Annotated in this window: 20 protein-coding genes; all 20 read left to right on the top strand. The window is 25.8% G+C overall.

Annotation, left to right across the window (positions count from 1 at the left end; translation table 11 throughout):
• Position 1 precedes the first annotated feature (1 nt).
• Positions 2–697 (top strand): hypothetical protein, encoded by a 696-nt coding sequence (locus KQI36_RS01390; RefSeq protein WP_216449360.1) that lies wholly within the window; start codon positions 2–4, stop codon positions 695–697.
• A gap of 8 nt (positions 698–705) precedes the next feature.
• The gene (locus KQI36_RS01385) at positions 706–1134 is read left to right on the top strand and encodes a hypothetical protein (RefSeq protein WP_216449359.1); all 429 of its coding nucleotides are present in this window, start codon (positions 706–708) and stop codon (positions 1132–1134) included.
• Entirely contained in the window at positions 1134–1508 is a 375-nt protein-coding gene (locus KQI36_RS01380; RefSeq protein WP_216449358.1) for a hypothetical protein, read from the top strand. Before KQI36_RS01385 ends, KQI36_RS01380 begins: the two co-directional genes overlap by 1 nt.
• A 64-nt stretch (positions 1509–1572) precedes the next feature.
• Positions 1573–2073, top strand: a complete 501-nt coding sequence (locus KQI36_RS01375; protein WP_216449357.1) for a shikimate kinase — start codon at positions 1573–1575, stop codon at positions 2071–2073.
• A 141-nt stretch (positions 2074–2214) separates the two neighbouring features.
• Positions 2215–2664: a type II 3-dehydroquinate dehydratase gene (gene aroQ / locus KQI36_RS01370; protein WP_010292287.1), complete on the top strand. Its 450-nt coding sequence runs from the start codon at positions 2215–2217 to the stop codon at positions 2662–2664.
• A 70-nt stretch (positions 2665–2734) separates the two neighbouring features.
• On the top strand, positions 2735–3802 hold the full coding sequence (locus KQI36_RS01365; RefSeq protein ID WP_216449356.1) for a M24 family metallopeptidase: 1068 nt from the start codon (positions 2735–2737) through the stop codon (positions 3800–3802).
• A gap of 85 nt (positions 3803–3887) precedes the next feature.
• Positions 3888–4445: an elongation factor P gene (efp, locus tag KQI36_RS01360; RefSeq protein ID WP_010292284.1), complete on the top strand. Its 558-nt coding sequence runs from the start codon at positions 3888–3890 to the stop codon at positions 4443–4445.
• A gap of 719 nt (positions 4446–5164) precedes the next feature.
• A complete protein-coding gene (gene spoIIIAA, locus KQI36_RS01355) occupies positions 5165–6088 on the top strand; it encodes a stage III sporulation protein AA (RefSeq protein ID WP_216449355.1) in 924 nt (307 codons plus the stop codon).
• Positions 6081–6599: a stage III sporulation protein SpoIIIAB gene (spoIIIAB, locus tag KQI36_RS01350; RefSeq protein ID WP_216449354.1), complete on the top strand. Its 519-nt coding sequence runs from the start codon at positions 6081–6083 to the stop codon at positions 6597–6599. Before spoIIIAA ends, spoIIIAB begins: the two co-directional genes overlap by 8 nt.
• Before the next feature lie 11 nt (positions 6600–6610).
• The gene (spoIIIAC, locus tag KQI36_RS01345) at positions 6611–6808 is read left to right on the top strand and encodes a stage III sporulation protein AC (protein WP_010292279.1); all 198 of its coding nucleotides are present in this window, start codon (positions 6611–6613) and stop codon (positions 6806–6808) included.
• A 19-nt stretch (positions 6809–6827) separates the two neighbouring features.
• The gene (gene spoIIIAD, locus KQI36_RS01340; protein WP_010292278.1) at positions 6828–7211 is read left to right on the top strand and encodes a stage III sporulation protein AD; all 384 of its coding nucleotides are present in this window, start codon (positions 6828–6830) and stop codon (positions 7209–7211) included.
• A 12-nt stretch (positions 7212–7223) separates the two neighbouring features.
• On the top strand, positions 7224–8393 hold the full coding sequence (gene spoIIIAE, locus KQI36_RS01335) for a stage III sporulation protein AE (RefSeq protein ID WP_216449351.1): 1170 nt from the start codon (positions 7224–7226) through the stop codon (positions 8391–8393).
• 327 nt (positions 8394–8720) lie between these two features.
• Positions 8721–9311 (top strand): stage III sporulation protein AF, encoded by a 591-nt coding sequence (spoIIIAF, locus tag KQI36_RS01330; protein WP_216449350.1) that lies wholly within the window; start codon positions 8721–8723, stop codon positions 9309–9311.
• A 56-nt stretch (positions 9312–9367) separates the two neighbouring features.
• On the top strand, positions 9368–10063 hold the full coding sequence (gene spoIIIAG, locus KQI36_RS01325) for a stage III sporulation protein AG (protein ID WP_216449349.1): 696 nt from the start codon (positions 9368–9370) through the stop codon (positions 10061–10063).
• A gap of 41 nt (positions 10064–10104) precedes the next feature.
• Positions 10105–10626 carry a SpoIIIAH-like family protein gene (locus KQI36_RS01320; RefSeq protein ID WP_010292273.1) on the top strand — a complete coding sequence of 174 codons (522 nt, stop codon included), beginning with the start codon at positions 10105–10107 and terminating at the stop codon, positions 10624–10626.
• Positions 10627–10701: 75 nt separating this feature from the next.
• On the top strand, positions 10702–11094 hold the full coding sequence (locus KQI36_RS01315; RefSeq protein ID WP_010292270.1) for an Asp23/Gls24 family envelope stress response protein: 393 nt from the start codon (positions 10702–10704) through the stop codon (positions 11092–11094).
• Positions 11095–11234: 140 nt separating this feature from the next.
• Positions 11235–11636, top strand: a complete 402-nt coding sequence (gene nusB, locus KQI36_RS01310) for a transcription antitermination factor NusB (protein WP_010292269.1) — start codon at positions 11235–11237, stop codon at positions 11634–11636.
• 1030 nt (positions 11637–12666) lie between these two features.
• A complete protein-coding gene (locus KQI36_RS01305; protein ID WP_216449347.1) occupies positions 12667–13515 on the top strand; it encodes a bifunctional 5,10-methylenetetrahydrofolate dehydrogenase/5,10-methenyltetrahydrofolate cyclohydrolase in 849 nt (282 codons plus the stop codon).
• Positions 13505–14710, top strand: coding sequence for an exodeoxyribonuclease VII large subunit (gene xseA / locus KQI36_RS01300; protein ID WP_216449346.1), 1206 nt, complete (start codon positions 13505–13507; stop codon positions 14708–14710). The genes KQI36_RS01305 and xseA overlap by 11 nt, the downstream gene beginning before the upstream one ends.
• Positions 14710–14925 (top strand): exodeoxyribonuclease VII small subunit, encoded by a 216-nt coding sequence (locus KQI36_RS01295; RefSeq protein ID WP_216449345.1) that lies wholly within the window; start codon positions 14710–14712, stop codon positions 14923–14925. The genes xseA and KQI36_RS01295 overlap by 1 nt, the downstream gene beginning before the upstream one ends.
• The last annotated feature ends 21 nt before the right edge of the window (positions 14926–14946 follow it).

Genomic DNA, 14946 nt, shown 5'->3' with positions numbered 1-14946 from the left:
TATGAACATAGTATTTTATGGCAATGAGAATGATACTAAAGCTGTAAAAATTAAGAGAAATATATTTAATAAGTTTACAGTACAAGAAGAATATTCTTTTGATAAAATATTCTCTATAAATTTAAAAAATAAAAATATAAATGTACTTGTAGAGGGGGAGGAGTTATTTATCAAAGTTATAACTATCCCTAAGGTTAAGAAAAATCAAATACCATCTCTTGTTAAAAATGAGGTAACTTTAAGATATGGAGATAAAGTTATGTTTAAATATAGTATATTGGAAGAAAAGGATAATATGTTAAAAATTATTTTATATTGTTTTCATGAAAAAAAATATACATTGCTAAATGATAAAAGAATAGGATATTCAAAAAATCTTAAAGTAGAGTTTTTGCAAAATTATGTTTTAAAGTACTATTCAAAATATCTACAGGAAGAGAAGTATAAAATGATTTTCCAATATAAAAATTTTATTTATTTTATTAAAGTTAATAAAGGAAACTTATTATTTAATAGAGTGATAAAAATTACTAATACAGAAAAAATTAATAAATTGTTAGATGAATTTATTAATGATACTAAAACTATATATCATTTTAATTCCAATAATATTGAAAAATTAACAAAAGGAAAAAATGTAGTAGAACTATTACCTCTTACAGTAGATCAAGTATTAAAATTTGCAATAGCAAGGTGAAGAATATTATGAAAAATGAATTTATTCCAAGCTTATACAGAAAAAAAAATAAAGATATTAAATCTATTACATTAAAGAAAATAAAAGTTTTTATGATTATAGTAATATTAATAAATATATTCTTAATAAAGGATAATATATGTTCCTTTAAAAATAATCAAATAAATGCTAGCGAAGTTAATGAAGTTAATGAATTACCTAAAAAAAACATTGATGCTGTAGAAAAATTAGAGTATTTAGATTCAAATTTTATATTGGAAAGTTTAAATATAAAAAATATAAAAATAAATAGTAATGAAATAGAACTTACAATATTAATAAATAATAAAAAAGAATATATGGATACTATAAGAGAAATAGAAGAAATATATAGTATAAAAACAATTTCACCAATAATAGAAGAAGGTAATGAAAAATTTATAAAGGTGATGATTTAATGAAAAATTATAATTGGAAATTAAAATTACTTATAATTTTTATGATAGCATTTACGTCTATAAATCTTTTTATTTATGTAAAATATAATAGTGTAGAAGGGGAGAGCAAAGAAACTTTAGCAAAAGTAGAAAAAAATTATGGCTTTGTAGATACATTAGAATTAATATTTGCATATGAAGATTTAGAAATAAAACAAATAGATCCAATAGAAAATGGAACAAAATATGAGGTGGAGTTTTTAGGTACTTACAAAGATTTTATTCCAATTGCAAAATACTTAATAAATTCAGAAGAAGTATTAGAAGTAAATGATATAACTATATTAGATAATGAAAAAATTACATTTACATTGAATACAATAAAAAACAAATAACTATACAATTTTAATTATAAAATACTATAATTAAATTAAAATAATTTTTAAAGAGGAATGGTTTATGAAAAATGTAATTTTAATTGGAATGAGTTTAAGTGGGAAAAGTACATTAGGTTTTAGACTTGCTGAAAGAATAGGATATAAGTTTTTAGATACTGATAAAATCATATCAAAAAATGAAAAAATGACAGTAAAAGATATTTTTAAAATAAAAGGAGAAGAGTATTTTAGAAATTTAGAAAGTGATTTTATAGATAAAATACCTGAAGATCAAAGCTTATTAATAAGTACAGGTGGGGGGATGCCTATATATAACAATAATTTATATAAGCTTAAGAAAAAAGGAAAAGTAGTGTTTTTAAATGTTCCTATGGAACTTTTATTATTAAGAGCAAAACATATAAAAGACAGGCCATTGTTAAAAGGGAATTACAAAGAAAAAATGCAAGAGTTATACAATCAAAGAGAAAGTATATATAATAAAGCAGATATAATAGTTGATTTAGAAGAAAATATTGATGAAAATTTAAATAAATTAATTAACAAACTAAGATTGGGATGAAATCCATTAAACTTCATGTAAAAAAATGTATAAAATTTTAAGATATTAGATAATATATGGGATAATTTAATTGCAAAGGTAATGTATTTTTGATAAAATGTTATTGTTATAGGCTATAAAAATGGTAAGGTGGTTTTACATATGAAAATTTTAGTTATAAATGGTCCTAATCTTAATTTATTAGGAAATAGAGAAACTAATATATATGGAGATATGACATTAGACCAAATAAACAAAATCATAACAACAAAATTTTTAGATATAAAAGATTTAAAAATTGATTTTTATCAAAGTAATTATGAGGGTGATATAATCACTAAGTTACATAGTGCTGTAGGAGTATATGATGGTGTTGTTATAAATCCTGGAGCCTATTCACATTATAGCATTGCTATTTTAGATGCCATAAAAGCATATAACATTATAACTATAGAGGTTCATATCAGTAATATTTATAAAAGAGAAGAGTATAGAAGAAAAAGTGTTATAAGTGAAGGATGTTATGGAGTTATAAGTGGTTTAGGATATTATGGGTACATTTTAGCTATTGAGTCTATATTGCATACATTATTAAATAGACAAAAATGCTAAATATTTTTTTGTCTTAATAGACTTATCCATAAAATATTCTTCAAAATATAAAGGGGTAGGTGAATTTGTTATGTATACTAAAAGATTAGAAACTTTAAGAAAGACCATGAGTGAAAATGGGCTAGATGGAGTGCTATTACAAGGGGACATTAACAGAAACTATATGAGTGGTTTTAAAGGAGATGAAAGCTATTCTATAATAACAAAGGATAGAGCAATTTTTATCACTGATTTTAGATTCACTGAACAAGCAAATCAACAAGTTGAAAATTATGAAATACATGAGTATCAAAGACCATTTGAAACATTTTTAGATAAGATGGTTAAAGAACTTAATATTAAAAAATTAGGGTTTGAGGAAAATGTATTAACTTTTGACTTATATGAATCCTATAAAAATGCTGTTAATTGTGAGTTGATACCATTAAATGGTATGGTTGAAAAATTAAGATTAATAAAATCAAAAGATGAAATAGAAGCAATAAAAAAAGCTCAACAAATAGCAGATTCTGCTTTTGAACATATGTTAGAATTCATAAAACCTGGTATGACTGAAAAGGAAATTGGGTTAGAACTTGAATTTTACATGAGAAAATTAGGTGCAAGTGGTTTATCATTTCCGTCAATAGTTGCATCTGGAGTTAGATCTTCATTACCACACGGTACAGCTACAGAAAAAGTAGTTGAAAGAGGAGACTTCTTGACATTAGACTTTGGTGCAGTGTATGATGGATATTGTTCTGATATGACTAGAACTATAGTTATAGGAGAACCAAACGATAAAATGAAAGAAATATATAACATAGTACTAAATGCACAAGAGGCTGCATTAAAAGCTGTTAAACCAGGAATGTCATGCTTTGATTTAGACAAAATAGCTAGAGACATAATAAAAGACGCTGGCTACGGAGAATATTTCGGTCATGGATTAGGTCATGGCGTTGGTAGATTAATTCATGAAGCACCAATGGTTAGCTTTAGAAGCAATGAAGTATTAGAGCCAGGAATGGTAATAACAGATGAGCCTGGAATATATATTCCTAATTTTGGTGGAGTTAGAATAGAAGACTTAATATTAGTTACAGAAGATGGCTGTGAAGTTTTATCGAAATCACCAAAAAACTTAATTTGCATATAGTTACTAGGTAGTATTAATTTATTTATCTATGGGTATAATAAATATGCTTATAGATGTAACATTTATATATTAGGAGGTAACACCAATGATATCAGCTGGAGATTTAAGAAAAGGAACTACTTTTGAAGAGAATGGACAAGTTTACACAGTTGTAGAGTTTTTACACGTTAAACCTGGAAAGGGAGCTGCGTTCGTTAGAACAAAAATAAGAAACGTTATAACTGGAGGAGTAACTGAAACAACATACAATCCAACAGCTAAATTACAAGAAGCAGTTATAGAAAGAAAAGAAATGCAATACTTATATTCTGATGGAGAGTTATACTACTTCATGGATCAAGAAACTTTTGAGCAAATTCCTTTAAATTATGAAAAAGTTGAAGGAGCTATAAAGTTCTTAAAAGAAAATATGTTTGCTGTAATTAAGTTTTACAAAGGAGAAGCTTTCTCAGTTGAAGCTCCAAACTTTGTTGAATTAGCTATAACTCATACAGAGCCAGCAGTAAAAGGAAATACTGCTACAAATGTATTAAAACCAGCGACAGTTGAAACTGGAGCAGTTGTTCAAGTTCCTCTATTCGTAAATGAAGGAGAAACAATAAGAGTAGATACAAGATCTGGAGAATATATGGAAAGAGTTTAATTCATATATTGAAAACTACCCGTTATGGGTAGTTTTTTTATTTAAATATAAAATTAAAGTATAGAATTTTAATTTATATCTTAGAAATAATAACTTTTAAATTAAAAAAAATACATGTTAGTAAAGCGTTAGGGTAACTAATGCTTTCTTTTTTAGTAATACTAAATATACTCTGTTAAAAAATCATAGCATTTTATCCTATTAAAATATGCAAAGTAAATTGCATATAATTAAAAAACACACAATTATCCTCATCATTAACTTCCACTAATCTTTTTCAACTTTATGACCTGATTTTATTTTAATTTTATGCATTTATCAAATTAGAAAATTTAAATTAATATCTTACTTATAATTAATAGATTATTTTAGTTTCATCTATTAACTGTAACTAATTATAGTTATATTTATTTTAAAAAACTTATAACAAAAATTTGATAAATAAATTTAGATTTGGGATTGTTTAACTATGTAGGGGTCCCAATTGACTTTTAAAATTATTCATTCTAAAACTTAGATATCTAAAATAGTGAGACATGCTTCGGATCACTTACAATTTAACACTGCATATTGTATAAAAATATTTTAAAGTTATTAAATAAATTTAAATTGGAGCTTGTTTCTATATATATGTATAGAACATGGAAAGAAAAATTAAATGTTTTAGTAATAATTTTATCAACTTGTAAATATTAATGGAATATGAAAGGGTGATAAAAATGGCTATAGAGATACTTGAAGTTTTACCTAAAAATATAAGAGAACTTATAGAAAAAGATATTCCATTAAATCAATTACAAGAAATTAGATTAAAAGTAAACAAACCACTATTCATATATTCCAATAATAAAGAAAAAAAATATGAATATAAACCATCCGCTGAAACAATGAAATTTATACTACAAAAGATAAGTAGTTATTCAATATATGCATTTGAAGATGAAATTAAACAAGGATATATAACAATAAAAGGTGGACATAGGGTAGGTATATGTGGAACTGTTATTACCGAAGACAATAAAGTAAAAACTATAAAAAATATAGTGTCTATAAATATAAGGGTTGCAAAAGAAATAATAAATTGCTCGAAAACTATTATTCCTTATATTTTAGAAGAAGGTGAAATATTGAACACTATAATAATATCTCCACCTAAATGTGGTAAAACAACTATATTAAGGGATATTTGTCGTATTGTATCAAATGGAAACTATACATTAAATCTTAAAGGTAAAAATGTATCAGTCATAGATGAAAGAAGTGAGATTGCAGCATGCTTTAAAGGAATACCACAAATGAATATAGGAGAGAGAACTGATGTTCTAGATAGTTGCCCTAAAAGTGAAGGAATAATAATGGCTATAAGGAGTATGTCACCAGAGGTTGTAATTTGTGATGAAATTGGAACATATAAAGATATGGATAGTATTATTGCAGCTTTGAATTCAGGAGTGAAGCTTATTACAACTATACATGGATTTGATATAGATGATTTATATAAAAGACCTGTATTTAGAGAGGTTATGGAGAATAATGTATTTCAAAGAGCGATTGTTTTGAGTAATAGAAAAGGTGTGGGAACTATAGAATATGTATATGATTTTAAAAAAGAAAAGGAATTAGGAGGAGTTTTAATTGGTTAAGTTATTAGGTGCATTCATTGTTTTAATAACTTCGTCATTGACTGGTTATATGTATGGTGAAAATTTGAAAATAAGAGTTAGTAATTTAAAAGAATTTCAAAGAGCCATGTATCATTTAAAAAATGAAATTACGTACAGCCACTCTTTATTACACAGTGCATTAATAACAGTTTCTGAAAGCACAAAGGAACCTATAACCACAACTTTGAATGAAATATCTGTTTTGTTAAGTGAAAATTCTTGTGACAGTGTATATGATGCTTTTAGCAAGGCTTTTGAAAAAAATAAAGATACTTTACGGTTTAATAAAGAGGATGTTTCTATATTCTTAAACTTATCTAAAACTTTAGGAGAAATGAGTTTAGAAGGTCAGGAGGACATGTTTGAATTATCCATATTGAATTTAGAAGAAAATATTAAGACTGCACAAGAACATTTGAAAAAAAACTTAAAAATGTATAGATATTTAGGCTTTACTGTAGGTGCTATGATAGTAATAATTCTTATTTAGGGGGGAGATATATGTTAGATTTTACTTTGATAATAAAAATAGGTGTAATAGGAATAGTTACAATAATATTGGATAAGGTTTTAAAAAGTGGTGGTAGAGATGATTATGCAACTATGGTTAATTTTGCAGGAATAATAATTATATTAATGATGATAACTACATTAGTAATAAAATTATTTTCGTCAATTCAAACCTTAGTAAATTTTTAGATATATAAAGGAGGGCATTATGGAAATATTACAGGTAGTAGGCTTTGCTTTTGCAGCTCTCTTTATGGCACAAACTCTTAAGCATAATAGGAGTGATATAGCCCTTTTAATTAGTACTGCCGCGGGAATTATAATTTTCTTATTTGTAATAAGTAAGCTTACTATAGTTATTAGTTTCTTACAGACTATCGCTAATAAGGCAAATATAGATGTTGTATATTTAGATATAATATTTAAAATTTTAGCAATTGCTTATTTAGCTTCATTTTGTAGCGAGGTTTGTAAAGATGCAGGAGAAGGGAGTATAGCATCTAAAGTTGAATTTGCAGGTAAAATTTTAATACTTACTTTAGCAATGCCTATATTAATGGGTGTAATGCAAACTATATTAAAGATGTTATAAAAGAGGTATATTATGAAAAAGTTTTTATTTTTATTAGCTTTAATATTATTTATTCCTCTTAATGTACAAGCTATTGATAATAAGGATACAAAGATAGATGAGGTTCAAATTACAGAAGAACAAAAACAAAAAATGGATCAACTCTATGATTATATATCAAATATGCAAAATGATTATGAGGTTTTAAGAGGCTTAAATCCAAAAGAATTTGTTGAAAATTATATGAAAACCGGTGATGGTGGATTTTCAATACAAGGGTTAAGTAAGACGCTTTTAATGTATTCAGTCAAAGAGATATTAGCATCATCTAAATTAGTAGGATCAATTATTATAATAGCTATAGTCAGTGCACTTTTAAATAATTTACAACAGGCTTTTAGTAATGAAAATTTATCTAACATAGCTCACTTTGCTTGTTATTCAGTGATGATAATACTTGTGTCAAAAGGTTTTTATATGGGAATAGATGTTGCAAGAACTGCCATAAAAGAAATGAGTGATTTTATAACTGCATTGTTTCCAGTACTTATGATGCTTCTAGCAAGTGTTGGAGGATTTGCAGAAGCCACCCTTATGGATCCAGTAATTATGGCAATAAGTAGTATAGGTGCTAAATTTTATTCTACTGTTTTGATTCCAGTTATTTCCATGGGATTTGTTCTTGATTTTGTAAATAATATTTGTGATGACTATAAGATAAGTAATTTAACTAATTTACTAAAAAAATCAGCTCTTTGGGTTCAAGGAATATTTTTAACGGGTTTTATAGCAACGATTACGGTGAGAAGTATTGCATCTAAAAGCATAGATGCGGTGACTATGAAAACTGCAAAGTTTGCGGTAGATAGTTTTATACCGGTTATCGGAAAAACTTTATCAGATGCCATATCCACGGTAGCTGGTTATACTGTTCTTTTGAAAAATGCTATAAGTACTGTAGGGCTTTTAATAGTTTTAATAATAGTGCTAATGCCTATAATAAAAATTTTAGTTATGGCTTTAATATATAAATTAACAGCAGCTATACTAGAACCAATTAGTGATAAAAAAATAGTATCTGTTATAAATTCGGCAGGGGGATCATTGATAGTAGTAAGTTCTTGTGTTATTAGCGTAAGTATAATGTTTTTTATAATGATTGCTATAGTTGCAGGAACGGGAAAAAGTATAATTATGATATAAAAATTCTAATTAATATTTTATCAATAACTAAAAAATTATTTTAGTTAAAAGTTAAGAGTGAATAGTTAACAGTTATTGTTATTACTACTCACTTCGTTCCCAGTAATTCTCAACGTACCTTTTTATAAATTTGCAAAGCAAATTAAATTAATATTTTACTCCTAGTTAACGCTTATTTTAGTTAAAAATTAATAGTGAAATATGATTTAAAACCTTTCGGGGCCAATATTATATTTTGTATAAAAGTATTTTAAACTATTTAATAAATTTAAATCAGGGCTTATTTAATATAAAAGCTTAAAAAATTTAAGTTGGTGAGTGGTAAGAATGATTGAAGAACTAAGAGGTTTCATAATCACTTTATGTACTGCTATATTTTTTATAACAGCCGTACAAATGATACTTCCTGATAATTCATTAAAAAAATATTGTAGCTTTGCTCTTGGTTTACTATTAGTAGTAATTATGTTAAATCCAATAGTAAAACTTTTAAATTCACAAGTTGACATATATGAAGAAATAGATAAATCAACAGCATATATATTTGATAAAGAATATGAAGTAGATTATGACAAGTACAAAAAAATGAATATAGAAAATACATTGGAAAATTTTCAGAAAAATTTTGAAAATCAATGTGTAAATGATTTAGAAGACAAATTCAAAGATAAAAAGTTTAGTGCAGATGTACAAGCTTCTTTTGATGAGGAAAATACAACATTTAAAATAGACAGTATGCAAATTGCATTAAAGAATGGTATGGTAGACAAAATAAAAAAGGTGGATATAGGGGGAGATGATAGTGTAACAGTGGATAAATTTGAAGATTCCGATGATGAGGAATCAAAGGAAATAAAAAAGTATTTAAGTGAAAAGTATGAGATTTCACAAGACATAATATACGTTAGTAAAAGATAAGATTTACTATAAACTTAAGAAAAAGATTGTATTTAAAAATATAAGGGGGTGTGTATATGGACTTTGAAAAAATAAAAGCTAAATTTTTTTCACAATCTAAAGAAAATGGAATAAATCAGCAATGTATAGGAAAAGATAATAATAAAGATGAAAATAAAAAAGAAATTAAACCTAAAGGCAAAATGTATAACTTGCTAATCTTGTTCTTCATAGGAGTAGCATTGTTATTTATGGGTAGCTTCTTTAAACAAAATTCTCAAAGTGAAATTATGGGTAATAAAAATTCTTCAGATATTACATCAACAGTAAAGGAAGAAAATGAGGAAAAAGCCACAGAAGCAGCCATGGAAATTTCAAATTATAAAGAAAAAGTTCAAGGTGAGCTTATATCTATATTAGAAAAAATAGATGGGGTAGGCAGAGTTGAAGCTATGATTTATTTTGAAAGTGGAGAAGAACAAGTGCCTGCTTTAAATGTAAATGACTCTAAGAGCAATACAACAGAAAAAGATACTGTTGGAGGTGAAAGAAGTATAAATCAAGAAAATGGTGGAACTACAGTTGTAATGTCAAATGAAGGGTCTAAAACAGAGCCTCTTATTGTTAAAACATATAATCCTAAAATAACAGGAATATGTGTTGTTGCTGAGGGTGCTTCAGATAAAATAACAGAGCTTAGAGTTCGTCAAGCTGTTACTAATTTATTTGATTTAGAAGAAGAAAAAGTTCAGGTATATCCTATGAAAAATTAGCATATAATTAGTTAGAAATAAAAATTGGGGGGAATATAAAAATGAATAAAAAACAAACATTAATCATTTCAGCACTACTATTAGTTGTAGTGTTATGTGGATATGCAGCAACTCAAGTTAACTCACCTTTATATGTTACTGATGGAGAATTTATAGGTGAAACAGCAGCTAATGATAAAGATAGCAAAAATAAGGAGAAAAGTAAAACTACAAGCAGTAGTAGTTATTTTACAGAAGCAAAATTAAGTAGAGATCAAGCAAGAAATAAAGCAACTCAAACATTAAAGAGTCTATTAGATAATGATAAAACTCCAGCAGAACAAAAGAAAGAAGCAGCAGAAGAATATAAGAATTTAGCTTTAAGAGGAGACAAAGAAACAAATATAGAATTGGCTTTAAAAGCTCAAGGATTCGAAGAAGTTGTATGTGAATTAGAAGATGAAAAAGCAAATATAGTAGTAAAACATGAAAAAGAATTAAGTGACCAACAATTAAGACAAATAAAAGATGTAGTAGTAAGCAAGGCTAACATAAAAAATGTTCAAATAAAGGTTATAGAATAGTATTTGTAATATAAATCTTTATCTGATATAATATTTTTAACAAGTTTTACCTACGATAAATAAGGGGGTACTAGTATGGAAGAGAATAGACAATTTGAAGATTTAAATGAAGAAATAGGAATTGTAAAAATATCTGATGAAGTTGTAAGTGTTATTGCTGGGTTAGCGGCATCTGAGATAAAAGGCATCGTTGAAATGAGTTCTAAAACTGGTGAAATAAGTCAATTATTTCCAATGAAAAAGAATGTATCTAAGGGTGTAAAGGTAACTTTAGAAGAAAATAGTACTACAATAGACTTACACGTGGTTGTTGAGTATGGTATTAACATAACAGAAGTTTCGGAGAAAGTTCAAAAAAATGTAAAAAGAACCGTTGAAACAATGACAGGGTTAACAGTTTCTGCCGTTAATATATATGTTCAGAATGTTATACTCCCTAAACCAGATAAAGAAGAAAAAGAAATTTAAAAATATCCCTCCCTTTGTGGAGGGTTTTGTTTTTCAATTTCATGTATTTATGATATAATTATCTTCGTTTGAAAATAAATAAGTAAATAATTTTTTTTAGTGAGTTTATAAGAAAAACATTTAATTTATAGGAGGAACTTATGAATAGAAGAAAAACAAGAGATATAGCTATGAAGCTATTATTTGAAATGTCAATTAATAAAGAAGATTATATGTCTACTATAGAAAATTTTAAGGAAAATACAGAGGTAAAATTAGATGATGTTGATTTTTCTTACATAATAAGAATATTAAAAAATGTAAATGATAATTTAGATTTGATAAATGAAACAATATCAAATAATTTAGTTAAATGGAAAATTGATAGAATATCTAAAATAAATTTATCAATTCTTAAATTAGCAGTTTGTGAAATATTATTTGAGGAAGAGATTCCTAATAAAGTTTCACTAAATGAAGCTATAGAGCTTGCTAAAAAATATGGAGAAGATAATTCAGCATCCTTTGTTAATGGTGTATTAAACAGCATAATAAAAAAATAATAAGTTATACATAAAAATTGCCTTAGAGTAATATAAAGAGAAATTAAGTTTGTAAATTTTAAAAAAATTATCAAAGTTTACTTTTAAATTTATATAGAGATAGTGAGATAAGCTCGAATTTTAATTTGATCATGAACTGCATAAAGGATTTATTTCAAATCTGTTCATGAATTTAAGCTACTTTCGAGCATGTATTCACTGGTGAGGATATCTATAATCTACTTATTCGTGAGAAATTTTGTTAAGTAAAGATATTAGCAGACTTTAATAAGTAAAAAAGTTAATAAGTTGCATATATATTAAATTAGATAGTCGAATGTAATATATAAATTCTCATTTGATAAAGGTATAAAGTGGATTTTAAGTTAAAACCTTAAATTTAATATAATTAGAGATATTTAGTAGTAGATAAATTATAATTTTACTAGTGCAAAATAACAATATGTTTTAAGTCTAAAATTTTTAAAATAAATTAATAAAAAGTATGCTGAAGTTTTAATTTACTAATAGTAAAATGATATTATCAATTGATTTTGAATTTAAAAAATTTATTTTTCAATGTGTCATTTAAGCATTTATCCACTGGTAAATATAAATTAAAATTTCAGCTTGTTTTATAATTTCATGAATATTATTTAAAGTAACTAATAAACTTAAACTAATATTTAAGATTATAGTTATATAGGAAAATAAGCTTCTATTTAGATTTATTAAATAGTTTGAAATGTTTTTAAAAAAGATATAGTATTGAATTGCAAATAATTAGCAATACAGCTCACTATTTTTAGCATCTAAGCTTTTAAGTAAATAATTTTACAAATTACTTTAAAAACATATAATTTAGGTAAATTGGTTTTTTTACAAGTTGAACAATTGATGATATATTAATATAATATATGTAATAATTAACATTATAATATATGGTAAAATGTTTTATAATGTTAGTTAAATTACTTTTATAAAATAAACAATATAAAAATCTAAAATAGATTAGAATTGATCTATTTATTTAAAAAGGGGGAGCATACAAATGGGTAAAAGAATTGAAGGAAAAGAGATTGCTAAAACTTATAGGGAAAATATTAAGAATTTAATTGAGGAAAAGGTTTCAAAAGGTGTTAGAAGACCTTCAATGGTTGCTGTTTTAGTAGGAAATGATGGGGGTTCAATTTCCTATATGAAAAATCAGCAAAAACTTAGTGAGTCATTAGGCGTGAAATATACATCTATAGTATTAGATGAAGCTATTACTGAAGAAGAACTTATAAAAAAGATAAATGAACTAAATGAAGATACTAATGTGGATGGAATAATACTTCAATTACCATTACCTAAGCAATTTGATGAAAAAAGGGTTACATCTTCTATAAGTTATAAAAAAGATATAGATGGACTTACAGATGTTAATATAGGACTTTTATATAAAGGAGATAAGTGTTTTATCCCGTGTACAGCTAAAAGTGTAATAGAAATTATAAAATTTGTAGAACCTAACATAGAAGGAAAAAAAGCTGTTGTTATAGGTAGAAGTAATATAGTTGGTAAACCAGCAGCACAATTATTATTAAATGAAAATGCGACAGTTACAATATGTCACTCAAGAACTAAAGATTTAAAAGATGTATGCAAAGAAGCTGATATATTAGTAGCTGCTATAGGTAGACCAGGGTTTGTTACTAAAGATTTTGTAAAAGAGGGTGCAGTAGTTATAGACGTTGGAACTACAATGGTAGAAGGTAAAATAAAGGGAGATGTAGTTTACGATGAAGTTATAGATATAGCATCATATTTAACACCAGTACCAGGCGGTGTTGGAGCTATGACAACAACAATGCTTATAAAAAATACATGTGAGGCATGGGAGAAAAATGTACGATAAAATAATAACAGTTTCTACTTTAAATAGTTATATAAAAAAGACATTGGATAACGATTTTATTCTTAGTAATTCAAAAATAAAAGGAGAGTTATCTAATGTAAAAATTCATAGTAGTGGACATATATATTTTTCATTAAAAGATTATTCTTCTAAAATAAATTGCGTTATGTTTAAAAGCAATACTTATTCATTAACATTCATACCAGAAAATGGTATGAATGTTGTTGTTAGTGGAAGAATATCAGTATATGAAAAAGAGGGAGTTTACCAACTTTATTGCAATCATATAGAAGTGGATGGTGTTGGTGATTTGTTTGTAGCTTTTGAAAAATTAAAAAAACAACTAGAAATAGAAGGATTATTTGACGAAAATAGAAAAAAATCACTACCATGGTTTCCGAGAAGAATAGGTGTTATAACATCTAATACAGGAGCAGCAATTAGAGATATTATAAATGTAGCAAAAATGAGAAATCCTAATGTTAACATTTTAATATGTCCAACATTAGTACAAGGAATCAAGGCAAAGGATGACATAGTGAAATCCATAGAAAAGTTAAATTCTATAGATGATATAGATGTTATTATACTTGCACGTGGTGGTGGGTCTATAGAAGAACTCTGGGCTTTCAATGAAGAAATTGTAGCAAGAGCTATTGTAAAATCTAAAAAACCTATAATAACAGGGGTAGGTCATGAAACAGATTTTACTATAAGTGATTTTGTTTCTGATAAAAGGGCATCTACGCCATCACAAGCGGCTGAAATAGTTGTTCCAACCTTATCACAAATAGAAGAAAAAATACAAGTATTGAAAAACAATATGTATATTAGTATGGAAAGAAGAGTAAATCAAGAAAAAAGGAATATAGATTTATATGAAAAAAAATTAGAATTAAATAGTCCAGAAAATTTTTTGGTTAACCAATATAATAATATAGATAAATATAAACAGATTTTAGAATCAAAAATAAAAAATATATTTGAAAAAGAAAAAAGTGAAATAAGTAATAAATATAACTTATTAACTGCTCATAATCCATTAAACGTTTTGAATAAAGGCTATTCTCTTATATATGATAATAAAAACAATATAATACCTGATATTGGTGAATTAAAAAAAGTAAAAGAGGTAAGAATTCAACTAAAGAATGGAGATAGTAATTTCATTATAGAAGAGAAGGGGGAATTTTAATGGCAAGAAAAAAAGAAAGCTATGAAGAAAAATTTTCAAAACTTACAGATATAGTAGACGTAATGGAAAATAGTCAATTAACTTTAGAAGAATCTATGAAAAAATATGAAGAAGGAATAAAACTTTGTAATGATTTATATAAAATTTTAAATGGTTATGAGGGAAAAATAAAAATATTATCAGGAGAGAATGAAGAGGAATTTAGTATAGAATAATAAGTTATAATTAGTGAGGGA

The organism is Clostridium senegalense (assembly GCF_018916625.1).
GTDB lineage: Bacteria > Bacillota > Clostridia > Clostridiales > Clostridiaceae > Clostridium_J > Clostridium_J senegalense.
The sequence above is the reverse complement of the archived record's forward strand: the minus strand, read 5'-3'. Positions and strand labels throughout refer to the sequence as shown.